Origin of the sequence: Streptomyces sp. NPDC017936, from assembly GCF_044328485.1 — a bacterium.
Taxonomy (GTDB): Bacteria; Actinomycetota; Actinomycetes; order Streptomycetales; family Streptomycetaceae; genus Streptomyces.
The window spans coordinates 7,307-31,970 of the sequence record NZ_JBIRHK010000023.1 but is presented as its reverse complement, the minus strand read 5'-3'; the positions used below and the strand labels follow the sequence as shown (position 1 = coordinate 31,970).

Sequence of the window (24,664 nt, the reverse complement as noted above, 5' to 3'; positions counted from 1 at the left end):
GGCGACCCTGTTGCACGGCCACGAGCAGACGGGGCCCCGGCCACGGCAGTCGGCACAACCGCCACCACCGCGGGCACGCCGGCCGCGGGAGGCACGCCCAGCCGGCGCCCCGGCACCGGCGGGACGGCGAAGCGGCGCGGGCCGGGTGGCTCCGGTGAGCTCGCCGTCGACCACCACGACCCTCCTCGACGGGGCGCTGCGGGCGCAGCCCGCGACGGGGACACCGCTGACCGGGCCGCCGGCCGCCGACGGCCCCGGATCGAGGAGCACCGTCCGCCAGTTGGTGCTGGCCCTGCTGTGCGCGGGCTACGCCGTCGGCTCCGCGCTCGGCTGGGGCTCGGACCGACTCGCGCTCGTCATGGGCGACTTCGGGCTCGCGGCGGCGGCGGGCGCCGCCGCCGTGTCCTGTTTCCTCTACGCGCGAGGCCGCCGCGTCCGCTTCCGCCCCGCCTGGCTGCTGTTCGGGATCTCCTCGGCGATGGCGGCCCTGGGCAACGTGGTCTGGGGGTGGTACGAGGTCGTCCTGGACCGCCCCGTGCCCAGCCCCAGCTACGCCGACCTGTTCTTCCTGTGCTTCGCGCCGCCCGCGATCGTGGGGCTGCTGGTGCTCGCCGCCCGGCCGGTGACGAAGGCGGGCTGGGTCTGCCTGGCGCTGGACGCCTGGCTGATCGCGGGTTCGCTGCTCACCCTCTCCTGGAGCCTGGCGCTCGCGCAGGCCGCGCAGACCGGCGGGCCGAGCGTGACCCACGCGGCGCTGACGCTGGCGTACCCGCTGCTCGACATCGCCCTGGTGAGCATGGTGCTGGTGCTGCACTTCCGGCGCTCCTCGGTCAACCGCACGGCGGTCAACACCGCCGTCGGCGCCCTGGCGCTGACCGTGGTGTGCGACGCCCTGTTCACCTCGCCGCTGCTGCACCACACCTACCGCTCCGGCCAGCTCCTCGACGCCGGCTGGTTCGCCGGATCGCTGCTGCTGGCGTACGCCCCCTGGGCCGCGGGCCGGCGGCAGGGGCAGGACGACGACGGGCACACGCGCGTGGTGCACGAGCACGTGCCCGGGCAGAGCAGGCCCGGCCACCCGCAGGCGCGGCCGCCCGCACCGGGCGGCGACCCCGGCCGGTACCCGGGCACCCGGCCCATCACCGGCTCCCTCGCCGCCCTCACGCCGTACCTCGCCGCCGCCGTCTGCACCCTGGGGATCCTCTACAACGTCCTCGACGGCCACAGCGTCGACCGCGTGGTGCTGCTGACCGGCGGCGCCGTGGTGCTCGCCCTCGTGGTCCGGCAGGCGATCATGCTGCTCGACAACATCGCCCTCACCCAGGAACTGGCGCAGCAGGAGAAGCACTTCCGCTCCCTGGTGCAGGGCTCCAGCGACGTCATCATGATCGCCGCCCCCAGCGGCGTCCTGCGCTACGTCTCCCCGGCCGCCGCCGGCGTCTACGGGCGGCCGGCCGAGGAACTGGTGGGCACGGAACTGGCCCACATGATCCACCCCGAGGACCTCGGCTGCGTGGTGCACGAGGTGCGCCGCTTCCTCGCCGCCAGTCCCAAGGAGGAGCCCACCACGCGCATCGAGTGCCGGTTCCGCTCCGGCCGCGGCGGCTGGCTCAACGTCGAGTCGACCGTCAACCGTCATCACGGCGGCCTGATCTTCAACAGCCGGGACGTGACCGAACGGGTGCGCCTGCAGGCGCAGCTCCAGCACAACGCCGAGCACGACCCGCTGACCGACCTGCCCAACCGCGCCCTGTTCACCCGGCGCGTCCAGCAGGCGCTGTCCGGCCGCCGCAGCTCCGACCGGGGCACCGCCCTGCGCAACACGGCCGTCCTCTTCATCGACCTCGACGGCTTCAAGGCGGTCAACGACACCATCGGCCACCAGGCCGGGGACGAGCTGCTCGTCCAGGCCGCCCGCAGGCTCCAGGACGCGGTCCGGCAGGGCGACACCGCCTCCCGGCTGGGCGGCGACGAGTTCGCGGCCCTGATCGTGGGTGACGGCACCCGTGACCGCGGCGCCCGGCAGCGGCACATCCTGGAGCTCGCCGACCGCCTCAGGATCACGCTCTCCCAGCCGTACCTCATCGACGGCAACGAGGTGCGGGTCGCCGCGTCCATCGGCGTCGCCTTCGCCGAACCAGGGCTCGGGGCCGGCGAGCTGCTGCGCAACGCCGACCTCGCGATGTACCGCGCCAAGGCGGGCGGCAAGGGCCGGGTCGAGCTGTACAGGCCGCAGATGCAGCAGGACGTCGTACGGAAGGCGGCGCTGGCCACGCGGCTGCGCGCCGCGCTGCACGAGGGCGAGTTCGCGCTGCTGCACCAGCCGGTGGTGCGGCTGGAGGACGGCCGGATCTCGTCGGTCGCCGCCCACGCCCGCTGGCGGTCCTCCCAGGGAGTGCTCTTCACGCCCGAGGAGTTCCTGCGGGTGGCCGAGGGCGGCGACCGGGCCGCCGAGCTGGCCCGCTGGACGCTGGAGAAGGCCGTCGAGCAGGCCGCCGACCGTGCCGCGAGCGGGCTGAACGTGCCGGTGGTGGTCCGGGTGGGCGCCCGGCGTCTGCTGGACCGTGCGATGCCGCCCGGGTCGGTCGAGGCCCTGCTGACCCGGCACGGGCTGCCGTCCGGGTCGCTCGTGGTCGAGCTGTCGGACATAGAGCCGGACGTCTCGCTGGACGAACTGGAACGCCGTCTGGGTTCCCTGCGCAGGCTCGGCGTCCGGATCGCCCTCGACGGCTTCGGCGGCGGCTGCGTGGCCATAACGGCACTGCGCCGGCTCCCCGTCGACGTGCTGAAACTGGACCACGGTCTGGTGGAGGGCGTCGTGGAGTCCGCGCGACTGCACAAGATCACCAGCGGGCTGCTGCGGATCGCCGGCGACCTCGGGCTCCAGTCCGTGGCCGAGGGCGTGGACCTGCCCGAGCAGATCGTCGCGCTGCGCGCGATGGGCTGCACGCACGGGCAGGGCATGGCGTTCTCCGGGCCGCTCGACGAGTACCGGCTGCGCCGGACGCTCGCCCGCGGCCACTGTCCGGTGCCGCACGGGTCCGCCGAGCCCGCGTTCGCGGGCGGCGGCGCCGGGGTGTACACCGGTGGCGTCCCGGCGGTCCTGGGAGGCGGAAGCCTGGGCGGCGGCACGGCCCTCCGCTCACATAATGAGACCCCCGTCCCACCCACTTGACAGTGGGGGCTTGACGGGGGGAGGGTCAATGCCATGCGCACCCGAATTCTCGTACTTGGACAGCGCGTCGGCTGAGCTGGGACCCACCGGAGGACGATCCGGAAATCCCAGCGACCTCACCGACGCGCTCCCCTCGCTTGCCCCTGGGCACGAGGGGTTTTTTGTTGCACGGGCACCTGCCGCGCAGCAGTTGAACGCCGTACAAAACTCGCAAAAACCCTCAGCATCGAGAAGAGAATGCCGATGACCGAGCAGGCCACCGGGGCCCATCATCCGCAGCCGCGGCCCCGATCCGGAGGACAGCACTCCGCTCCCGTCGAGCACGTCACGGGTGCGCAGTCCCTCATCCGCTCTCTCGAGGAGGTCGGCGCCGACACGGTATTCGGCATTCCCGGCGGTGCGATCCTTCCCGCCTACGACCCGATGATGGACTCGACGCGGGTGCGCCACGTCCTGGTCCGTCACGAGCAGGGCGCCGGCCACGCGGCCACCGGCTACGCGCAGGCCACCGGCAAGGTCGGCGTCTGCATGGCGACCTCCGGCCCCGGCGCCACCAACCTGGTCACCCCGATCGCCGACGCGCACATGGACTCCGTCCCGCTGGTCGCGATCACCGGCCAGGTCGCCTCCTCGGCGATCGGCACGGACGCCTTCCAGGAGGCGGACATCGTCGGCATCACCATGCCGGTCACCAAGCACAACTTCCTGGTCACCAAGGCCGAGGACATCCCGCGGGTGATCGCGCAGGCGTTCCACATCGCCTCCACCGGCCGTCCCGGCCCGGTCCTGGTCGACATCGCCAAGGACGCCCTCCAGGCGAAGACCACCTTCTCCTGGCCGCCCACCATGGACCTGCCCGGCTACCGGCCCGTCACCAAGCCGCACGCCAAGCAGATCCGCGAGGCCGCCAAGCTGATCACCGCCGCCAAGCGGCCGATCCTCTACGTCGGCGGCGGCGTCCTGAAGGCCGGCGCCACCGCCGAGCTGAAGGTCCTCGCCGAGCTGACCGGCGCGCCCGTCACCACCACGCTGATGGCGCTGGGGGCCTTCCCCGACAGCCACCCGCAGCACCTGGGCATGCCGGGCATGCACGGCTCGGTGGCCGCCGTCACCGGTCTGCAGAAGGCCGACCTGATCGTCGCGCTCGGCGCCCGCTTCGACGACCGCGTCACCGGCAAGCTGGACAGCTTCGCCCCGTACGCCAAGATCGTCCACGCGGACATCGACCCGGCGGAGATCGGCAAGAACCGCGCCGCCGACGTGCCGATCGTCGGGGACGCGCGCGAGGTCGTCGCCGACCTGATCCAGGCCGTCCAGAAGGAGCACAGCGAGGGCAATCGGGGCGACTACAGCGCCTGGTGGAAGGACCTCGACCGCTGGCGCGAGACGTACCCGCTCGGCTACGACCAGCCGCAGGACGGCTCGCTCTCCCCCCAGCAGGTCATCGAGCGCATCGGGCAGCTCGCCCCCGAGGGGACGATCTTCGCCGCGGGCGTCGGCCAGCACCAGATGTGGGCCGCCCACTTCATCCAGTACGACACGCCCGCCACCTGGCTGAACTCCGGCGGCGCCGGGACGATGGGCTACGCGGTCCCGGCCGCGATGGGCGCCAAGGCGGGGGCCCCGTCGAAGACGGTCTGGGCGATCGACGGCGACGGCTGCTTCCAGATGACCAATCAGGAACTCACCACCTGCGCCCTGAACAACATCCCGATCAAGGTCGCGATCATCAACAACGGCGCCCTCGGGATGGTCCGCCAGTGGCAGACCCTCTTCTACAACCAGCGGTACTCCAACACCGTGCTGCACTCCGGCCCGCAGGACGTCAACCCCGAGGCCCGGGGCACCCGCGTCCCCGACTTCGTGAAGCTGTCGGAGGCCATGGGCTGCTACGCGATCCGCTGCGAGGACCCGGCCGACCTCGACAAGGTCATCGAAGAGGCGAACTCCGTCAACGACCGCCCCGTCGTCATCGACTTCATCGTGCACGAGGACGCCATGGTGTGGCCGATGGTCGCCGCCGGCACCTCCAACGACGAGATCATGGCCGCCCGGGACGTCCGCCCCGACTTCGGCGACAACGAAGACGACTGAGCGAGAGACGCAAGAGAGAGACGTACACGACCATGTCCAAGCACACGCTCTCCGTCCTGGTGGAGAACAAGCCGGGCATCCTGGCCCGGATCGCCGCCCTGTTCTCCCGCCGCGGCTTCAACATCGACTCGCTCGCCGTCGGTGTCACCGAGCACCCCGACATCTCCCGCATCACCATCGTGGTGAGCGTCGACGCCCTGCCGCTGGAGCAGGTCACCAAGCAGCTCAACAAGCTCGTCGAGGTGCTGAAGATCGTCGAGCTGGAGCCCTCCCAGGCCGTCCACCGTGAACTCGTCCTGGTGAAGGTGCGCGCCGACAACGAGACGCGCTCCCAGATCGTCGAGATCGTCCAGCTCTTCCGCGCCAAGACCGTGGACGTCTCCCCGGAGGCCGTGACCGTCGAGGCCACCGGCAGCAGCGACAAGCTGTCCGCCATGCTCAAGATGCTGGAACCGTACGGCATCAAGGAGCTGGTCCAGTCCGGCACGATCGCGATCGGCCGCGGCGCCCGTTCGATCACGGACCGGTCGCTGCGCGCACTCGACCGGTCGGCGTAGGACACGTACCGGATTCATCCGCAACCGGGAACGGGCGGTCGGCGCGCCGTCGGCCGCCCGCATTCCGAGACCCCCAGACTTCCCTTCCGCCCACCGTCATACGGTGGGACGCAACACCTGCACCCAAGGAGAGAACCCAAAGTGGCCGAGCTGTTCTACGACGCTGACGCCGACCTGTCCATCATCCAGGGCCGCAAGGTCGCGGTCATCGGCTACGGCAGTCAGGGCCACGCCCACGCCCTGTCGCTGCGTGACTCGGGTGTCGACGTGCGGGTCGGTCTGCACGAGGGCTCGAAGTCCAAGGCCAAGGCCGAGGAGCAGGGCCTGCGCGTGGTGACGCCGTCCGAGGCCGCCGCCGAGGCCGACGTCATCATGATCCTGGTGCCGGACCCGATCCAGGCCCAGGTCTACGAGGAGTCCATCGCCCCGAACCTGAAGGACGGCGACGCGCTGTTCTTCGGCCACGGCTTCAACATCCGCTTCGGCTTCATCAAGCCCCCGGCCGGCGTGGACGTCTGCATGGTCGCCCCGAAGGGCCCGGGCCACCTGGTCCGCCGTCAGTACGAGGAGGGCCGCGGCGTTCCCTGCATCGCCGCCGTCGAGCAGGACGCCTCCGGCGACGCCTTCGCGCTCGCCCTGTCGTACGCCAAGGGCATCGGCGGCACCCGCGCCGGCGTCATCAAGACGACCTTCACCGAGGAGACCGAGACCGACCTGTTCGGCGAGCAGGCCGTCCTGTGCGGTGGCACGGCCGCGCTGGTCAAGGCGGGCTTCGAGACCCTGACCGAGGCCGGCTACCAGCCGGAGATCGCCTACTTCGAGTGCCTGCACGAGCTGAAGCTGATCGTGGACCTCATGTACGAGGGCGGCCTGGAGAAGATGCGCTGGTCCATCTCCGAGACCGCCGAGTGGGGCGACTACGTCACCGGCCCGCGCATCATCACCGACGCCACCAAGGCCGAGATGAAGAAGGTCCTCGCCGAGATCCAGGACGGCACCTTCGCCCAGCAGTGGATGGACGAGTACCACGGCGGTCTGAAGAAGTACAACGAGTACAAGAGCCAGGACTCCGAGCACCTGCTGGAGACCACCGGCAAGCAGCTCCGCAAGCTGATGAGCTGGGTCGACGAGGAGGCGTAAGCCTCACGCCGGGGCCGGAGCGCGCTGCTCCGGCCCCTTTGGCGAACCTTGGGTAACGTCGTAGGTGACGGTGTTGTCCAGCTCGTCCAGCCACGGACGGGTGATCCTTCCGCAGAGGCGCATGACGACCTTTGCCGCACCACTACACTGCTGCACTACATACGCGTCAGGCCCACAGCGTCGTGCGTCTTCCACGCGGCTAGCCCCTCCTCCGCCTGCGGCCGTCGGGACGGCCGTCCGCATGCGCCCCCATAGCCATTGAGGGCATGGGAGGTGCCCCCAGATTTGTGAGGACTCACGTGAGCTCGAAACCTGTCGTACTCATCGCTGAAGAGCTGTCGCCCGCGACCGTGGACGCGCTGGGCCCGGACTTCGAGATCCGCCACTGCAACGGAGCGGACCGAGCCGAGCTGCTCCCGGCCATCGCCGACGTCGACGCCATCCTGATCCGCTCGGCCACCAAGGTCGACGCCGAGGCGATCGCCGCCGCGCGCAAGCTGAAGGTCGTCGCGCGAGCCGGCGTCGGCCTGGACAACGTCGACGTCTCCGCCGCCACCAAGGCCGGCGTGATGGTCGTCAACGCCCCCACCTCGAACATCGTGACCGCCGCCGAACTGGCCTGCGGTCTGATCCTCGCCACCGCCCGGCACATCCCGCAGGCCAACGCCGCGCTGAAGAACGGCGAGTGGAAGCGCAGCAAGTACACGGGCGTGGAGCTCGCCGAGAAGACCCTCGGCGTCGTCGGGCTCGGCCGCATCGGCGCGCTGGTCGCCCAGCGCATGTCGGGCTTCGGCATGAAGGTCGTCGCCTACGACCCCTACGTGCAGCCCGCGCGCGCCGCCCAGATGGGCGTCAAGGTCCTGTCGCTGGACGAGCTGCTCGAGGTCTCCGACTTCATCACCGTCCACCTGCCCAAGACCCCCGAGACGGTCGGCCTCATCGGCGACGAGGCGCTGCGTAAGGTCAAGCCGGGCGTGCGGATCGTCAACGCGGCCCGCGGCGGCATCGTCGACGAGGAGGCGCTGTACTCCGCCCTCAAGGAGGGCCGGGTCGCCGGCGCCGGTCTCGACGTGTACGCCAAGGAGCCGTGCACGGACTCGCCGCTGTTCGAGTTCGACCAGGTCGTCGCCACCCCGCACCTCGGCGCCTCCACGGACGAGGCGCAGGAGAAGGCCGGCATCGCCGTCGCCAAGTCGGTGCGCCTCGCGCTCGCCGGCGAGCTGGTGCCGGACGCGGTGAACGTCCAGGGCGGCGTCATCGCCGAGGACGTCAAGCCGGGCCTGCCGCTCGCCGAGCGCCTCGGCCGCATCTTCACCGCGCTCGCGGGCGAGGTCGCGGTCCGCCTCGACGTCGAGGTCTACGGCGAGATCACCCAGCACGACGTGAAGGTGCTGGAGCTGTCCGCCCTCAAGGGCGTCTTCGAGGACGTCGTCGACGAGACGGTGTCGTACGTCAACGCCCCGCTGTTCGCCCAGGAGCGCGGCGTCGAGGTGCGGCTGACCACCAGCTCGGAGTCGGCCGACCACCGCAACGTCGTCACCGTGCGCGGCACGCTCGGCAGCGGCGAGGAGGTGTCGGTCTCCGGCACGCTGGCCGGCCCGAAGCACCTCCAGAAGATCGTCGCGGTCGGCGACTACGACGTCGACCTCGCGCTCGCCGACCACATGGTCGTGCTGCGGTACGAGGACCGTCCGGGTGTCGTCGGCACGGTCGGCCGCATCCTGGGCGAGGCCGGGATCAACATCGCCGGCATGCAGGTCGCCCGTGCGGCGGCCGGCGGCGAGGCGCTGGCCGTCCTCACGGTGGACGACACGGTGTCCGCCGGCGTGCTGGGCGAGCTCGCGGCGGAGATCGGCGCGACGTCGGCCCGCGCGGTGAACCTGGTCTGACCGTTCGTCCCCGGTGACCGCCGCCGCGGTCGCCGTCCCGTCCTGGAGCGCCGGGCGGGCCGGGAGTCCCGGCCCGCCCGGCGTTCTCCGTCGTACGGGTTCCGTGCCGCGGGCCCCCTCGGACCGCGGTGGGTTCCGGACCCCGCGGCCCGGCGGCGCCCCGGAGGCGAACGGGTCTCAGAGGCGATGCGCCTTGAGGGCCATGTGGAGCAGCAGCCGGTCCTCGCCGTCGTCCAGGTCCAGGCCCGTCAGCTGCTCCACCCGTGCCAGGCGGTAGTAGAGCGTCTGGCGGTGGATGCCCAGTTCGGCGGCGGCGCGGCCGGCCTGCCCCGCGCGGTCGAGGTAGACCTCCGCGGTCCGGGCAAGCTCCCGGTGCGCCGGGGTCAGCAAGGGCCGTACGGCCGGGTCGTGGACGGTCTTCGGGGGCAGGAAGGCCAGCAGGCGGTACGGGCCGATCGACGACCAGTGGGCGACGGGCCCGAGGCGGCTCTCCGCCCGCGCCGCCCGCGCCGACGCGGACGCCTCCTGCCAGGCCGTGCCCAGCTCCGAGAGGCCGGCCCGCGCGGCGGCGATCCCGGCGGCGGCCACCCGGTCGCCGCCCGCCCGCTCCAGCAGCCGCCCCGCCGCCGAGGCGGCCGGTCCCGGCGCGTCCGTCGACCGCAGCCGCACCAGCAGCGCCAGCGACTGGGCGGTCGTGCCCCACGGCACCGTGCACAGGGCCTCCGCCCCCGGCAGGGTGCGCAGCGAGGGCGCGTCGTCCGGGTCGGCCGACGGCCAGGGGGCCACGCACACCACCGTGTGGGGGGCGTCCGCGCGGGCGCCGAGCGCGGTGCGCAGCTCCGCCACCGCCATGTCCCGCTGCCAGCCCCCCTCCGCGGTCAGCACCGCCCGCAGTTCCCGGGTCAGGTCGGCGCCGTGCTGCGCCTCGTCGGCGAGCAGGGCGCCGATCCGGCCCGCCACCTCCATCGCCGCCGCCAGCTGGGCGTCCGAGGGGCCCGGGTCGCCGTCCAGCAGCCAGACGTAGCCGATGACCACGCCCCGATGGCGCACCGGGAGGCAGACGCGCCCCCGGTACACGCCCGCCTCCGGGGTCGGGGGGATGCGGACCGGGCCGGTCGCCCGGGTGATGCCGAAGCCCTCGAACCAGGCCCGGACCGCGGCCGTGGAGCGCCGGGTCAGGATCGAGCGGGTACGCACCGGGTCCAGGGCGGAGGCGTCGAGCTCGTCCTCGCTGTCGTAGGCGCCGAAGGCGATCAGCTCGAAGTCGCGGTTCTCCAGGGTCGCGGGGGCGCCCAGCAGCTCCGAGATCTCGTCGACGAGCTCCTGGTAGTCACCCTTGTGGTCCGATGGCACTCGGGCATTCTCCCGCAATCCGAGGACCCTTCATACATCTGTCTGAGATCTGCCGCGCGGATGCGTGACAGCTGTCGATGGCAGACGATCGGAGAAATCCCTACCTTTCACGGTGGTTCTCCGTGCCGTTCCCGGATCGTCGGGCAGCGGCCTCGTATGGGTAGGTATGTGGAGGTGCCCCGTGCTGGGTCCCGTGATTCTCGCCGCGTCGCGCAGCGACCGGATGCGACGCCTGATCTCGGCGGCCCCGGTGACCAAGCAGGTCGTCGACCGCTTCATCCCGGGCGAGACCGTCGGCGACATCGTGCCGATCGTCAAGGAGCTCACGGACAAGGGCCTGGAGCTGACGATGGACGTCGTCGGCGAGGACATCACCACCCCCGAGCAGGCCACCGCCGCCCGGGACGCCTACCTGGAGCTGATCGGCCGGCTCGAGGGGCTGGAGCTGGGCGAGAAGGTCGAGATGTCCGTCAAGCTGTCCATGTTCGGCCAGGCGCTGGAGGGCGGCCACGAGCTGGCCCTCGCCAACGTCCGCCCGGTCGTCGAGGCCGCCGCCGCCATCGGCACCACCGTCACCCTGGACGCCGAGGACCACACCACCCTCGACTCGATGTTCGCCATCCACGACGAGCTGCGGAAGGACTTCCCGCAGACCGGCTGCGTCATCCAGGCCTACCTCTTCCGCACCGAGGCCGACGCCCGCCGCCTCGCCGCGAACGGCAGCCGCGTGCGGCTCGTGAAGGGCGCCTACAAGGAGCCCGCCGAGGTCGCCCTGCAGCAGAAGCACGAGATCGACAAGGCGTACGTCCGCATCCTGCGGACGCTGATGGAGGGCGAGGGGTACCCGATGGTCGGGTCGCACGACCCGCGTCTGATCTCCATCGCCCAGGAGCTGGCCCACCAGGCCGGACGCAAGCTCGACGAGTACGAGTTCCAGATGCTGTACGGCATCCGCGGCGACGAGCACCTGCGGCTGGCCGCCGAGGGCCACCGCATGCGCGTCTACACCGCGTACGGCACCGACTGGTACGGCTACTTCATGCGGCGCCTCGCGGAGAAGCCGGCGAACCTGCGCTTCTTCCTGCGCTCGATGGTCAGCAAGGGCTGAGCACCACCCAAGCTCGCAACACCGCTCACTAAGGAGTTACGGAACCCATGGACGCTGTGACCCAGGTCCCCACCCCCGTCAACGAGCCGGTGCACGGCTACGCCCCCGGTTCGCCCGAGCGCGCCCGTCTGGAGGCGAAGCTCAAGGAGCTGGCCGACAACCCGGTCGACCTGCCCTGCACCATCGGCGGCGAGCGGCGCATGGGCGGCGGCGACGAGTTCAAGGTGGTCCAGCCGCACAACCACCAGGCCGTCCTCGGCACCTACCGCAACGCCACCCGGCAGGACGCCCAGGACGCCATCGACGCGGCCCTCGCCGCCGCGCCGGCCTGGCGCGCCATGTCCTTCGACGACCGCGCCGCGATCATCCTGCGCGCCGCCGAGCTGCTGGCCGGCCCCTGGCGCGAGACGCTGGCCGCCTCCACCATGCTCGGCCAGTCCAAGACCGCCCAGCAGGCCGAGATCGACACCCCGTGCGAGCTCGTCGACTTCTGGCGCTTCAACGTCCACTACGCCCGCCAGATCCTGGCCGAGCAGCCCCCGGCGAACTCCCCGGGCGTCTGGAACCGCCTGGACCACCGCCCGCTGGAGGGCTTCGTCTACGCGATCACGCCGTTCAACTTCACGGCGATCGCGGGCAACCTGCCGACGGCCCCGGCCCTCATGGGCAACGTCGTCGTGTGGAAGCCGTCCCCGACGCAGACCCACGCCGCCGTGCTGCTCATGCAGCTCCTGGAGGAGGCGGGCCTGCCCAAGGGCGTCATCAACCTCGTCACCGGTGACGGCATCGAGGTCTCCGAGGTCGCCCTGAACCACCGCGACCTCGCCGGCATCCACTTCACCGGCTCGACCAAGACCTTCCAGTACCTGTGGAAGACGGTCGGCAACAACATCGAGAAGTACCGCGCCTACCCGCGTCTGGTCGGCGAGACCGGCGGCAAGGACTTCGTCGTCGCCCACCCGAGCGCCGACCGCGCCGTCCTGAAGACCGCCCTGACCCGCGGCGCCTTCGAGTACCAGGGCCAGAAGTGCTCCGCGACCTCCCGCGCCTACATCCCGGCGTCCATCTGGAACGACGGGTTCAAGGAGGAGTTCGCCGCCGAGGTCGACTACATCACCATGGGTGACGTCACCGACCTGTCGAACTTCATCGGCGCCGTCATCGACGAGCGGTCCTTCGCCAAGAACAAGGCCGCCATCGACCGCGCCAAGGCCGACCCGTCCTGCACGATCGTCGCCGGCGGCTCCTACGACGACTCGGTCGGTTACTTCGTCCGCCCGACCGTCATCGAGTGCACCGACCCGGAGAACGAGGTGTTCACCACCGAGTACTTCGGCCCGATCCTCGCCGTGCACGTGTACGACGACAGCTCGGCCGACAAGTACGACGAGATGCTGACCCAGATGGAGTCGGTGTCCGACTACGCGCTCACCGGCTCGGTCGTCGCGAACGACCGCGCCGCCGCCGCGTACACGATGGAGAAGCTGCGCTACGCGGCCGGCAACTTCTACATCAACGACAAGTCGACCGGCGCCGTCGTCGGCCAGCAGCCCTTCGGCGGCGGCCGCGCCTCCGGCACCAACGACAAGGCCGGCGCGCCGCAGAACCTGACGCGCTGGACCCTGACCCGCGCCATCAAGGAGACGCTGGTCCCGCCGACCGACTACACCTACCCGCACATGGGCTGACGCCCCGCGCACCGGACGGGCCAGGTCTTCGCGACCTGGCCCGTCCGGCTGTCCGGGCGGCGGCCGGCACGGCGCCCGCCGGCGGGACGTCCCCGCCCGGCCCGGTGAACCCAGGGCTTCGGGGAGGCGCCGGCGCCGGCGTGCCGCGGAGGGCGTCAGCCGGGCATCTCCGTCCGCTCCCACCACTCGTACACCGGCAGCCTGCCCTCCGGCGTGTCCGAGTGACGGTCCGTGGCCCGGAAGTGCTCGTAGCCGTTCCGGAGCTCGATCTTGACGTCGTCGCCGGGGGCCGGGACCGGGACGATCCGTTCGGGCAGGTCCTGCGGGCCGCCCTCGAGAAACGCTTTGGCCGTGTCTTTCATGACCTCACCGTTCCCGTGACGGCGATCCGATGTCACGTGCGGCGGGGAGGATCAGTCAGGTGGGCGATCAAGGGGCGGGCGGCCGCCGCGCCGGCGCCTTCCCCCGTCCCCGCCCCGGGGAACGGGCCGGAGCGCCTCCTCGCCGTCACCGCCGCCGTCCGGGCCCCGTCCGGGAACCACGCTCATCCGTGAAACCGCAGCTCAGCGCCGTACGACCCCGTGCGCCGTCTCAGATAGTAGGAAGTCCGAGTAATTGTGGAGACAGGCGCGCGCTCCTCGCTTAGTTTTGTAGGAGCCGAACGTCTCGCTCGACCCAGCGAATGGCGGTCGTGAGCCGGAGCCCGTGCAGGCAATCCCTGCGGCACCGCAGCTCCCCGCCCCTTCCGGCGTCTCGCACCCCCTTGCCGCTCCCTGGCCTGCCGAAGGAGTCGATTCCCCATGGCCGAGACGACCGTCCGCCGCCGAGTCCGCCACGTGTCCCGCACCGGCGAGTCCGACCGCAAGAACGCCGCAGCCGCCCTCCAGCGCGCCCTCGACCGCCGCGACAACGGCGGCGAGACCGGCCACTGAGCCCCCGCCGGCCCACCGGGCCGCCCCTGTGATCCGGGAGCCGCACCCGCACGGGGCGCGGCGCGGAGTCTCGAGCGGGACCTCGGGCTCCGCGCCGCACCTCGCGACGGTCGGCGCCCGGTGTCCGTCTCGGCCGACCGGAGGGCGCGGCCCGGCCGAGCCACGCCGGATGTCCGTATGGCGGACGTGCCGTGTCATCCCCTGGGACGAGGAGTAGGGTGCCGGGCATGTCTCGCAGCATCAATCTCGCAGTGATCCCCGGTGACGGCATCGGCCAGGAGGTCGTGGCCGAAGGTCTGAAGGTCCTCTCCGCCGTCCTTCCGCAGGATGTGAAGCTGGAGACCGAGGAGTACGACTTCGGAGCCAAGCGCTACCACGCCACCGGTGAGACCCTCACCGACGCCGACCTCGAGGCGCTCAAGCGGCACGACGCCATCCTGCTCGGCGCCATCGGCGACCCGTCGGTCCCGTCCGGCGTCCTGGAGCGCGGCTTCCTGCTCAAGCTCCGCTTCGCCTTCGACCACCACGTCAACCTGCGCCCGAGCAAGCTGCTGCCCGGCGTGGCCACCCCGCTCGCCGGCGAGCCGCAGATCGACTTCGTCGTGGTCCGCGAGGGCACCGAGGGCCCCTACACCGGCAACGGCGGCACCATCCGCAAGGGCACCGAGCACGAGGTCGCCACCGAGGTCTCCGTGAACACGGCCTTCGGCGTCGAGCGCGTGGTCCGGGACGCCTTCGCCCGCGCCCAGGCCCGCCCCCGCAAGAAGCTCGCGCTGATCCACAAGAACAACGTGCTGACCTTCGCGGGTCACCTGTGGACGAACGTCTTCAACAAGGTGGCCGAGGAGTTCCCCGAGGTCACCACCGAGTACATGCACGTCGACGCGGCGACCATCTACCTGGTCACCCAGCCCGAGCGCTTCGATGTGATCGTCACCGACAACCTCTTCGGCGACATCATCACCGACCTCGCGGCGGCCGTCTCCGGCGGCATCGGCGTCGCGGCCTCCGGCAACATCAACCCGTCCGGAGCGTTCCCGTCCATGTTCGAGCCGGTCCACGGCTCGGCCCCGGACATCGCCGGCCAGGGCAAGGCCGACCCCACCGCCACGGTCCTGTCCGTCGCCCTCCTCCTGCGCCACCTCGGCTACGAGGCCGAGGCCGCCCGCATCGACGAGGCCGTCTCGGTCGACCTCGCGGAGCGCACCGGCAAGCCCGCCCGCTCCACCTCGGAGATCGGCGACGCGCTCGCCGTACGAGTAGCCGGCTGACCCGCGCCACTCGAACCCCCCGATCTCCCGAAGATCATTCGAAGCCGCCGGGTCGCATCCGCACCCGGCGGCTTCTCGTATGCGGTTGCCGGGTGCCACCATCGACCCCGGGCCGCATTCACCCCGTTTTCTGCCGCCGCGCCGCACGCGAGATAATCGAACGCGGAGCCGCGGAATGAGGGAATGCTCGGACGTCCTAGCACTGGCCACCGGCCGTGCGGGAGTGAAGCGGCCCGTCACTACACAACGGTGAAGGACAACTACTCATGACGACGCCCACGATCGAGCTCAAGCCCTCCGCCAGTCCGCTCTCCGACGCCGAGCGCGAGGCGATCCTGGCCCACCCGGGGTTCGGCCGCCACTTCACCGACCACATGGTGACGATCAAGTGGACCGAGGGCCGCGGCTGGCACGACGGACAGCTCGTTCCGTACGCGCCGATCCCCCTCGACCCGGCGACCAACGTCCTGCACTACGCGCAGGAGATCTTCGAGGGCCTCAAGGCCTACCGCCGCCCCGACGGCTCGGTCGCCACCTTCCGCCCGGACCAGAACGCCAAGCGCTTCCAGCGTTCCGCCCGCCGCCTCGCCATGCCCGAGCTGCCGGTGGAGACCTTCATCGAGGCGTGCGACGCCCTGGTCCGGCAGGACAAGGCGTGGGTGCCGGCCCACGGCGGTGAGGAGTCCCTCTACCTGCGCCCCTTCATGATCGCGACCGAGGTCGGCCTGGGCGTGAAGCCCGCCAACGAGTACCTCTTCCTGGTGATCGCCTCCCCGGCCGGCGCCTACTTCCCCGGTGGCGTGAAGCCGGTCTCCATCTGGGTCTCGGAGGACCGCGTCCGCGCCGTCCCCGGCGGCATGGGCGACGCCAAGACGGGCGGCAACTACGCGGCCTCCCTCCTCGCCCAGGCCGAGGCCGCCGCCAAGGGCTGCGACCAGGTCTGCTACCTCGACGCCGTGGACCACAAGTGGGTCGAGGAACTGGGCGGCATGAACCTGTACTTCGTGTACGGCAACAAGATCGTCACGCCGTCCCTCAGCGGCTCCATCCTGGAGGGCGTCACCCGTGACTCCCTCCTCACCGTCGCCCGCGACCTCGGCTACGAGGCGGAGGAGGGACGTGTCTCCGTCGAGCAGTGGCAGGACGACTCCGAGAACGGCACCCTCACCGAGGTCTTCGCCTGCGGCACCGCCGCCGTCATCACCCCGGTCGGCACGGTCAAGCGGGCCGGCACCGAGTGGAAGCAGTCGGGCGGCGAGCCCGGCGAGGTCACCCTCAGGCTCCGTCAGGCCCTGCTGGACATCCAGCGCGGCACGGTCGAGGACAAGCACGGCTGGATGCACGAGCTGGCCTGACGTCCGCGGCCGGGCCGGCGCCCGGCGCCGACGCGGAGGCCCGCCCCGTTCCCCGGGGCGGGCCTCCGCGTCGTGCGGACCGGCGCCTACGACACCGTCGAGGCCCGCGGCGTCTTCGGCGCGGCCGCCGCGTCGTCCCGCACCGGCGCCGGACCCCGGCTCGAAGCGAGGTACACGGCGCCTCCGACCGCCCCCGACAGCAGGAAGCTGCAGTCCACCCCGCCGGTCAGGGACAGCAGCGGCCCCTCGTACGACGGCAGGGACACGGCGAGCACGCCCACGACCGCGCCCGCCGCCCAGGCCACGGTGGCCGGGAGGTTCCAGCCGCCCCGGTACCAGTAGATCCCGCCCCGGGCGCGGCGGTTGAAGACCTGGAGGGCCTCGGCGTCGTAGATCCCGCCGCACCGGACGAAGCCGATGAGGGTGATGACCGCCCAGGGCGTCCCGATCGCCGTCAGCAGCAGCACGAACGACGTCATCGCGTCCTGCGCGGTCGACGCGTAGTGGCCCGCGAAGACGCAGGCCGTGGCGACGACGGCGACCGTGTGGGTGGCCGCGGCGCGGGAGGCGCGCGGCAGGATCGCGTCCAGGTCGAGGCCCATCGAGTAGAGCATCAGCCCCGCGTTGCCCACCGAGCCGGCCGATGCGGCCAGCAGCAGGGGGACCAGGTACCAGACGGGGGCGGCGTCCACCAGCGGACCCGCGTAGTCGAGGGCCGCGCCGGCCGCGTACGCGGTGAAGGTGCCGAAGAGCTGCGGCACCAGCAGACCCAGGAGCAGACCGAGCCAGGTGGCGTGCAGGACCCGCCGGTCGGAGTGCCGGACCGGTGAGACGTAGCGGGTGTAGTCGCCGAGGAGCGTGATGAAGGCGATGGGTCCGGACAGCCCGGCCGCCACCGCCGCCAGCAGCCAGGTCGGCCAGTAGCCGTCCAGCAGATAGCCGCCGGCCTCCGGCAGCGCCTCGGTGGTGAAGCGCGGGGCGTACGCGATCACGCCCAGGACGAGCAGGGCGGTCATGCCGATGGCGAGGACGCGGGACATCGCGAGCAGCACGCGGTAGCCGTAGACCGCGCCGGCCACCGTGGCCGCGGCGAGCAGCCCGTAGATCACGCCGTAGGACAGTCCGTTCGCGGGCAGTCCGGCCAGCCGGCCGAGGACGCCGACCATCACGTCGCCGCCGATCCACACCGTCAGCGCGGTGTAGCCGAGGGCGAGCAGCAGTCCGACCACCGAGCCGACCAGCCGGCCGCGCACCCCGAACTGCGCGCCGGAGGACGTCGACAGGTTGGTCGCCGTGCGCAGGGAGATCAGGGCCAGCGGTGCGGTGAGGGCGATGCCGACGAGGGTGCCCGCGACGACCGAGGTGACCGAGGACCACCAGTCGAGCCCGAAGGACGGGGGCAGCCAGCCGAAGACGATCACTCCGAGACAGAGGTTCGAGCCCAGCAGGATCGAGACGAGATCCCGGGGGCCGCTGGTGCGCTCCTCCTCGGGGATGGTGTCGACTCCGCGCCGTTCCCTCGGCATGGCAGGTCTCCTTCGATCGGCCGCCTGATTGTTAGAGCGACGCTCAATGTGACGTTCGCAAAGCTCGCTCGTCAATGTTTCCGTCGAATGAATCCGGTGTTTAGAGTGTTGCTCTAACATGTGGGAGGCAAGGAGGTGCCCGCGTCATGAGACTCACCCCCACGGAACGTGACCGGCTGCTGCTCTTCGGGGCGGCCGAACTGGCCCGTGCCCGCCGGGCCCGGGGCCTGCGGCTGAACGTCCCCGAGGCGACCGCCCTCATCGCGGACACCGTCTGCGAGGCCGCCCGCGACGGCCGCCGCCTCGCCGAGGCCGTCGAGGCCGCCCGCTCCGTCCTCGGTCCCGACGACGTGCTGCCGGGCGTCGCGGACGTCGTGACCGAGGTGCACGTCGAGGCCGTCTTCGACGACGGATCCCGGCTGGCGGTCGTCTCCGACCCGATCGGCGGCGGCCTCGCCGACCGCGCCCCGGGCGCCCTGCTGCCGGGACCCGCCCACGCCGACCCCGAGCCGGCACTGCGGCTGACGGTCACCAACACCGCGACCGTGCCGGTCTCCGTCACCTCCCACTTCCACTTCTTCGAGACCAACCCGCGCCTCGACTTCGACCGTGCGGCGGCCTACGGCATGCGGCTCGCCGTGCCCGCCGGGTCGTCCGTGCGCTTCGGGCCGGGGGAGAGCGTCGAGGTCGGGCTCCTGCCGATCGGCGGCGCCCGCGTCGCCGTCGGCTTCGCCGGACTCGTCGACGGTCCGCTCGACGCGCCCGGCGCCCGCGAGGAGGCGCTGCGCCGCGCCGCCGCCTGCGGCTACCTGGGCGCGGCGGCCACACCCGATCAGGAGGCCGACCGATGAGCCGCCCCGGAGGACACCCGGCCGAGGCCCGCCGCCTCACCCCGCACGAGTACGCGGCCACGCACGGCCCGCGCGCCGGCGACCGGCTCCGGCTCGGCGACTCGGGGCTGACGGTCCGGGTCGAGTCCGACGCGCAGGCGTACGGCGACGAGTTCCTGGCCGGCTTCGGCAAGACCGCCCGCGACGGACTGCACCTCAAGGCCGCCGCCGTGCGCGACACCTGTGACGTCGTCATCAGCAACGTCGTCGTGATCGACGCCGTGCAGGGCGTCCGCAAGGTGTCCATCGGGATCAGGGAGGGCCGGATCTGCTCCATCGGGCGGGCCGGGAACCCCGACACCCTCGACGGGGTGGACGTCGTCGTCGGCACCGGTACCTCGATCGTCTCCGGCGAGGGCCTGATCGCCACCGCCGGGGCCGTCGACACCCATGTCCATCTGCTGTCCCCGCGGATCATGGAGGCGTCCCTCGCCTCCGGCGTCACCACGATCATCGGGCAGGAGTTCGGCCCGGTGTGGGGCGTCGGCGTCAACTCGCCCTGGGCGCTGCGCCACGCCTTCGCGGCGTTCGACGCCTGGCCGGTCAACATCGGCTTCCTGGGACGCGGTTCGTCGTCCCACCACGCCCCGCTGGTCGAGGCGCTGGCCGAGGGCGGTGCGTCCGGCTTCAAGGTGCACGAGGACATGGGCGCCCACACCCGGGCGCTGGACACCGCCCTGCGCGTCGCCGAGGAGCACGACGTCCAGGTCGCCCTGCACAGCGACGGCCTGAACGAGTGCCTCTCCGTCGAGGACACCCTGCGGGTGCTGGAGGGCCGCACCATCCACGCCTTCCACATCGAGGGCTGCGGCGGCGGCCACGTGCCGAACGTCCTGAAGATGGCGGGCGTCCCGAACGTGATCGGCTCCTCCACCAACCCCACCCTGCCCTTCGGCCGGGACGCCGTCGCCGAGCACTACGGCATGATCGTCTCCGTCCACGACCTCAAGACCGACCTGCCCGGCGACGCCGCCATGGCCCGCGACCGCATCCGCGCCGGGACCATGGGCGCCGAGGACGTCCTGCACGACCTGGGCGCGATCGGCATCACCTCCTCCGACGCGCAGGGCATGGGCCGGGCGGGCGAGACGGTCCGCCGTACGTTCGCGATGGCGGGGAAGATGAAGGCCGAGTTCGGCGCGCCGGAGGAGCACGACAACGAGCGCGTCCTGCGGTACATGGCCAAGCTGACCATCAACCCCGCGATCGCCCACGGCCTCGCGCACGAGGTCGGCTCGATCGAGGTCGGCAAGCTCGCCGACATCGTGCTGTGGCGGCCGGAGTACTTCGGCGCCAAACCGCAGCTCGTCCTCAAGGCCGGGTTCCCCGCCCACGGCGTGGTCGGCGACCCGGGCGCGGCGACGGACACCTGCGAACCCCTGGTCCTGGGGCCGCAGTTCGGCGCCCACGGCGCCACCCCCGCCGACCTCTCCGTCGCCTTCGTGGCGCGGGCCGCCCTGGAGCAGGGCCGGGACACCCTGCCGACCCGCCGCCGCAGGGTCGCGGTGCGGGGCACCCGCGGCATCGGCCCGGCCGACCTGCGCCTGAACTCCCGCACCGGCGCGGTCGACGTCGACGCGCGCACCGGTCTGGTCACCCTCGACGGCGAACCCCTGCGCTCCGCGCCGGCCGAGTCGGTCTCCCTCAACCGCCTGTACTTCCTCTAAGGACCCCCGATGAAGGATCCCCGATGAACAAGGCTGCCGCCGACGGCTTCCGCATGCCCGCCGAGTGGGCCCCGCACGAGCGCACCTGGATGGCGTGGCCGGGGCCGAACCCGACCTTCGACGACCCCGGCGCGCTCGCCGACGCCCGGGCCGCCTGGGCGTCGGTCGCCCGCGCGGTCCGCCGGTTCGAGCCGGTGACGGTGGTGTGCGGCCCCGGCCGGTCGGCCGAGGCCCGCGCCCTGCTGGGCGAGGACGTCGACACCGTCGAACGCGAACTGGACGACGCCTGGATGCGGGACATCGGCCCCACCTTCCTGACGAACGGGCGGGAACTCGCGGCCGTCGACTGGACGTTCAACGGCTGGGGTGCCCAGGACTGGGCCCGCTGGGAACACGACGCGAAGATCGCCGCGTACGTCTCGGACCTCGCGGGGGCACGCACGTACTCCTCGCGACTGGTGAACGAGGGCGGGGGCATCCACGTCGACGGCGAGGGCACCGTCCTGCTGACCGAGACGGTCCAGCTCGGCCCCGAGCGCAATCCGCACTGGACCCGCGCGGAGGTCGAGGCGGAGATCCACGCGCAGCTCGGCACCAGCAAGGCCGTCTGGCTGCCGCGCGGCCTGACCGGCGACTACCCGCCCCACGGCTACGGCACCCTCGGACACGTGGACATCGTCGCCGCGTTCGCCCGCCCCGGTGTGGTCGTGGCCCACGTGCAGCCCGACCCGGCCCACCCCGACCACGAGGTGACCCGGGAGGTCGTCGGACTGCTGCGCTCCCAGACGGACGCCCGCGGCCGCCGGCTCGAGGTCGTCGAGGTGCCCGCCCCGACCGTCCTGGAGGCCGACGGCCACTGGGCCGACTACTCCTACATCAACCACTACCTCTGCAACGGCGGTGTCGTGCTCTGCGGTTTCGACGACCCGCGCGACGAGACGGCGGCCGGCATCTTCCGCCGGCTGTTCCCCCGGCGGACGGTGACGCTCGTGGACGCCCGCGCGATCTTCGCGGGCGGCGGCGGCATCCACTGCATCACCCAGCAGCAGCCCAGGGTGGCGGTCGGGTAGAACGTACGGGTGAACGTACTGCTGCTCCGCACGGCCCGCGGCCGCCGTCCCGGCGCACCGCTGCGCCCGCTGCCCGAGCTGCCCGTACCCCCCGGGCGCGACGGACGGAAGAACCCCGACGGCCCGCGGCACGCGCCGTCCGCCGTGCCGCGAGGCCTTCGCGGCACGGCGGACGGGCGGTCCGGGGGACCGTCGTCCGGGGCGCCGTCCGCGACGCGCGTCCCGCCCGGCGCCGTGAGCGTGACCGCCGTATGAGCACGCCCCGCCGTACCCCGGCCCCGCCGCGCGAGCAGGTCCTCGCCGCCGCCATGGAGATGATCGCCGAGCGCGGACTGGAGAAGCTCACCATGGCGGCGCTCGGCCGCGAGGTCGGGATGAGCAGCGGACACCTCCTCTACTACTTCCGCACCAAGGACGAACTGCTCCTGCAGACCCTGGAGTGGAGCGAGGGCCGGCTCGGCGCCGAGCGCGGCCGGCTCCTCACCCGGTCCGCCCCCGCCCGCGAGCGCCTCGACGCGTACGTCGACCTGTACGTGCCCGACGGACACCGCGACCCGCACTGGTCGCTCTGGCTGGAGGTGTGGAACCGCTCACAGAACGCCGCCGAGGACGCCCGCGACCGTCAGGCCGCCATCGAGGGCGCCTGGCACCGCGACCTGGTGGCGCTGGTCGCCGAGGGCGTCTCGCGCGGCGAGTTCCGCCGGGTCGACCCCGACCGCTTCGCCGCCCGGCTGCGCGCGCTCCTCGACGGCTTCTCCATCCACGTGGCGATCGGCCTGCGCGGCACGGGCCGCGACCAGGTCCTCGGCCACGTCCGGGAGTTCCTCGCGGACGCCCTTCTCGACGACACCTGAGCCCCCGGCGGCGCGGGCCCCCGCCCGGCGGTCCCACGGTCCGGCCGCGTTGCTCGCATCCTGAGACGGCGGTGAGCGCGGGGGGCGGCTCGTGCCAGAATGCCCGCGTGCTCTCGTTCGCCATGATGATTGGCAGCAGGCGCGCCGGTCCGCAGTGACCGCCACGTACGACCAGGTGCGGGCGGCCACCGTCGTCCTCGACCCGCGCGCAGACCTCTCGCACCCGCGAGAGGTCTTTCGTTTTCCTGGCCCACCTTCAGCCGGGAGCGAGAGCGCGAGGGACCATTGGGGGGACGGTGGAGCCGGTCATTCCGGTAAGACCGAAGATCCACAACAGGAGCCTTGACACCCATGACCGAGACGGCAACCAGCGAGCTCGACGACTCGTTCCACGTCTTCGACACGACCCTGCGGGACGGCGCCCAGCGTGAGGGCATCAACCTCACCGTCGCCGACAAGCTCGCGATCGCACGGCACCTGGACGACTTCGGCGTCGGCTTCATCGAGGGCGGCTGGCCCGGCGCCAACCCCCGCGACACGGAGTTCTTCGCCCGTGCGCGGGAGGAGATCGACTTCCGGCACGCCCAGCTGGTCGCCTTCGGCGCCACCCGCCGGGCCGGGGCCAAGGCCTGTGAGGATCCGCAGGTCAAGGCCCTGCTGGACTCGGGCGCCGAGGTCATCACCCTGGTCGCGAAGTCCCACGACCGGCACGTCGAGCTGGCCCTGCGCACCACGCTCGACGAGAACCTGGAGATGGTCCGGGACACCGTTTCCTTCCTCCGCTCGCAGGGCCGCCGGGTCTTCGTCGACTGCGAGCACTTCTTCGACGGCTACCGCGCGAACCCCGAGTACGCCAAGGCGGTCGTCCGGACCGCCGCGGAGGCCGGCGCCGACGTCGTCATCCTCTGCGACACCAACGGCGGCATGCTCCCGGCCCAGGTCCAGGCGGTCGTCTCGACCGTCCTCGCGGACACGGGCGCCCGGCTCGGCATCCACGCCCAGGACGACACGGGCTGCGCGGTGGCCAACACGCTGGCCGCCGTGGACGCGGGCGCCACCCACGTGCAGTGCACGGCGAACGGCTACGGCGAGCGGGTCGGCAACGCCAACCTGTTCCCCGTCGTGGCGGCCCTGGAACTGAAGTACGGCAAGAAGGTGCTGCCCGACGGCCGCCTGCGGGAGATGACGCGGATCTCCCACGCCATCGCCGAGGTCGTCAACCTCACGCCCTCCACCCACCAGCCCTACGTCGGTGTCTCCGCCTTCGCGCACAAGGCCGGCCTGCACGCCTCCGCGATCAAGGTCGACCCCGACCTGTACCAGCACATCGACCCCGAGCTGGTCGGCAACACCATGCGGATGCTGGTCTCCGACATGGCCGGCCGCGCCTCCGTCGAGCTCAAGGGCAAGGAGCTGGGCATCGACCTCGGCGGCGACCGCGAGCTGGTCGGCCGGGTGGTGGAGCGCGTCAAGGAGCGCGAGCTCAAGGGCTACACCTACGAGGCGGCGGACGCGAGCTTCGAACTCCTGCTCCGAGCCGAGGCCGAGGGGCGGCCCCTGCGCTACTTCGAGGTCGAGTCCTGGCGCGCGATCGTCGAGGACCGCCCCGACGGCACCCACGCCAACGAGGCCACCGTGAAGCTGTGGGCGAAGGGCGAGCGCATCGTCGCCACGGCCGAGGGCAACGGCCCGGTCAACGCCCTCGACCGCGCCCTGCGGGTCGCCCTGGAGAAGATCTACCCGCAGCTCGCCCAGCTCGAGCTCGTGGACTACAAGGTCCGCATCCTGGAGGGCGTCCACGGCACCCAGTCCACGACCCGCGTCCTGATCTCCACCACCGACGGTGCGGGCGAGTGGTCGACGGTCGGCGTCGCCGAGAACGTGATCGCCGCGTCCTGGCAGGCCCTGGAGGACGCCTACACGTACGGGCTGCTGCGGGCGGGCGTGGAGCCGGCGGAGTGACGGCGGCGGGCGGCGGGGGGGGGGGGGCCCCCCCCCCCCCCCCCCCCCCCCCCCCGCCCGCGGGGGGCGGGGGGCCCGGGGGGGGGGGGGCCCCCCCCGGGCCCCGGGGGGCCCCCCCGCCCGCCCCCCCCCC

General features: G+C 72.2%; 18 protein-coding genes. 15 read left to right on the top strand and 3 right to left on the bottom strand.

Annotated features, from left to right (window positions below; translation table 11 throughout):
- Positions 1 to 154: 154 nt before the first annotated feature.
- The 5 genes from ACH4F6_RS35370 (at position 155) to serA (ending at position 8,855) form a co-directional block, all read left to right on the top strand.
- Positions 155 to 3,175: a putative bifunctional diguanylate cyclase/phosphodiesterase gene (locus tag ACH4F6_RS35370; RefSeq protein WP_397964487.1), complete on the top strand. Its 3,021-nt coding sequence runs from the start codon at positions 155 to 157 to the stop codon at positions 3,173 to 3,175.
- A gap of 243 nt (positions 3,176 to 3,418) precedes the next feature.
- A complete protein-coding gene (locus ACH4F6_RS35365; protein WP_397964486.1) occupies positions 3,419 to 5,269 on the top strand; it encodes an acetolactate synthase large subunit in 1,851 nt (616 codons plus the stop codon).
- Between the two features lie 32 nt (positions 5,270 to 5,301).
- Entirely contained in the window at positions 5,302 to 5,826 is a 525-nt protein-coding gene (ilvN, locus tag ACH4F6_RS35360) for an acetolactate synthase small subunit (RefSeq protein WP_397964485.1), read from the top strand.
- A gap of 141 nt (positions 5,827 to 5,967) precedes the next feature.
- The gene (gene ilvC, locus ACH4F6_RS35355) at positions 5,968 to 6,966 is read left to right on the top strand and encodes a ketol-acid reductoisomerase (RefSeq protein WP_397964484.1); all 999 of its coding nucleotides are present in this window, start codon (positions 5,968 to 5,970) and stop codon (positions 6,964 to 6,966) included.
- A 299-nt stretch (positions 6,967 to 7,265) separates the two neighbouring features.
- Positions 7,266 to 8,855 (top strand): phosphoglycerate dehydrogenase, encoded by a 1,590-nt coding sequence (serA, locus tag ACH4F6_RS35350; RefSeq protein ID WP_397964483.1) that lies wholly within the window; start codon positions 7,266 to 7,268, stop codon positions 8,853 to 8,855.
- Between the two features lie 177 nt (positions 8,856 to 9,032).
- On the opposite strand, the gene ACH4F6_RS35345 is transcribed toward serA, so the two are convergent.
- The gene (locus tag ACH4F6_RS35345) at positions 9,033 to 10,226 is read right to left on the bottom strand and encodes a PucR family transcriptional regulator (protein ID WP_397964482.1); all 1,194 of its coding nucleotides are present in this window, start codon (positions 10,224 to 10,226) and stop codon (positions 9,033 to 9,035) included.
- 163 nt (positions 10,227 to 10,389) lie between these two features.
- On the opposite strand from ACH4F6_RS35345, the gene ACH4F6_RS35340 reads away from it, so the two are divergent.
- Positions 10,390 to 11,316: a proline dehydrogenase family protein gene (locus ACH4F6_RS35340; protein ID WP_397964481.1), complete on the top strand. Its 927-nt coding sequence runs from the start codon at positions 10,390 to 10,392 to the stop codon at positions 11,314 to 11,316.
- Between the two features lie 47 nt (positions 11,317 to 11,363).
- Positions 11,364 to 13,004, top strand: coding sequence for an L-glutamate gamma-semialdehyde dehydrogenase (gene pruA, locus ACH4F6_RS35335; protein ID WP_397964480.1), 1,641 nt, complete (start codon positions 11,364 to 11,366; stop codon positions 13,002 to 13,004).
- A 155-nt stretch (positions 13,005 to 13,159) separates the two neighbouring features.
- On the opposite strand, the gene ACH4F6_RS35330 is transcribed toward pruA, so the two are convergent.
- Positions 13,160 to 13,366 (bottom strand): DUF5988 family protein, encoded by a 207-nt coding sequence (locus ACH4F6_RS35330; RefSeq protein ID WP_397964479.1) that lies wholly within the window; start codon positions 13,364 to 13,366, stop codon positions 13,160 to 13,162.
- A gap of 438 nt (positions 13,367 to 13,804) precedes the next feature.
- Here ACH4F6_RS35330 and ACH4F6_RS35325 point away from each other — a divergent pair, with 438 nt between their 5' ends.
- The 3 genes from ACH4F6_RS35325 (at position 13,805) to ACH4F6_RS35315 (ending at position 16,562) form a co-directional block, all read left to right on the top strand.
- A complete protein-coding gene (locus ACH4F6_RS35325; protein WP_397964478.1) occupies positions 13,805 to 13,936 on the top strand; it encodes a hypothetical protein in 132 nt (43 codons plus the stop codon).
- 227 nt (positions 13,937 to 14,163) lie between these two features.
- Complete coding sequence (locus ACH4F6_RS35320; RefSeq protein ID WP_397964477.1) at positions 14,164 to 15,207, top strand: 3-isopropylmalate dehydrogenase; 1,044 nt, start codon at positions 14,164 to 14,166, stop codon at positions 15,205 to 15,207.
- A gap of 266 nt (positions 15,208 to 15,473) precedes the next feature.
- Positions 15,474 to 16,562 (top strand): branched-chain amino acid aminotransferase, encoded by a 1,089-nt coding sequence (locus ACH4F6_RS35315; protein WP_397964476.1) that lies wholly within the window; start codon positions 15,474 to 15,476, stop codon positions 16,560 to 16,562.
- 86 nt (positions 16,563 to 16,648) lie between these two features.
- Here ACH4F6_RS35315 and ACH4F6_RS35310 read toward each other — a convergent pair whose 3' ends face one another.
- Positions 16,649 to 18,088 carry a cytosine permease gene (locus ACH4F6_RS35310; protein ID WP_397964475.1) on the bottom strand — a complete coding sequence of 480 codons (1,440 nt, stop codon included), beginning with the start codon at positions 18,086 to 18,088 and terminating at the stop codon, positions 16,649 to 16,651.
- A 146-nt stretch (positions 18,089 to 18,234) separates the two neighbouring features.
- Here ACH4F6_RS35310 and ureA point away from each other — a divergent pair, with 146 nt between their 5' ends.
- From ureA to cimA, 5 genes are all read left to right on the top strand, one after another.
- Positions 18,235 to 18,939: an urease subunit gamma gene (gene ureA / locus ACH4F6_RS35305; protein WP_397964474.1), complete on the top strand. Its 705-nt coding sequence runs from the start codon at positions 18,235 to 18,237 to the stop codon at positions 18,937 to 18,939.
- The gene (locus ACH4F6_RS35300) at positions 18,936 to 20,645 is read left to right on the top strand and encodes an urease subunit alpha (protein WP_397964473.1); all 1,710 of its coding nucleotides are present in this window, start codon (positions 18,936 to 18,938) and stop codon (positions 20,643 to 20,645) included. Before ureA ends, ACH4F6_RS35300 begins: the two co-directional genes overlap by 4 nt.
- A gap of 23 nt (positions 20,646 to 20,668) precedes the next feature.
- Positions 20,669 to 21,715 carry an agmatine/peptidylarginine deiminase gene (locus ACH4F6_RS35295; protein WP_397964472.1) on the top strand — a complete coding sequence of 349 codons (1,047 nt, stop codon included), beginning with the start codon at positions 20,669 to 20,671 and terminating at the stop codon, positions 21,713 to 21,715.
- Between the two features lie 251 nt (positions 21,716 to 21,966).
- Entirely contained in the window at positions 21,967 to 22,569 is a 603-nt protein-coding gene (locus tag ACH4F6_RS35290) for a TetR/AcrR family transcriptional regulator (RefSeq protein WP_397964471.1), read from the top strand.
- A 351-nt stretch (positions 22,570 to 22,920) separates the two neighbouring features.
- Positions 22,921 to 24,531, top strand: coding sequence for a citramalate synthase (cimA, locus tag ACH4F6_RS35285; RefSeq protein ID WP_397964470.1), 1,611 nt, complete (start codon positions 22,921 to 22,923; stop codon positions 24,529 to 24,531).
- The last annotated feature ends 133 nt before the right edge of the window (positions 24,532 to 24,664 follow it).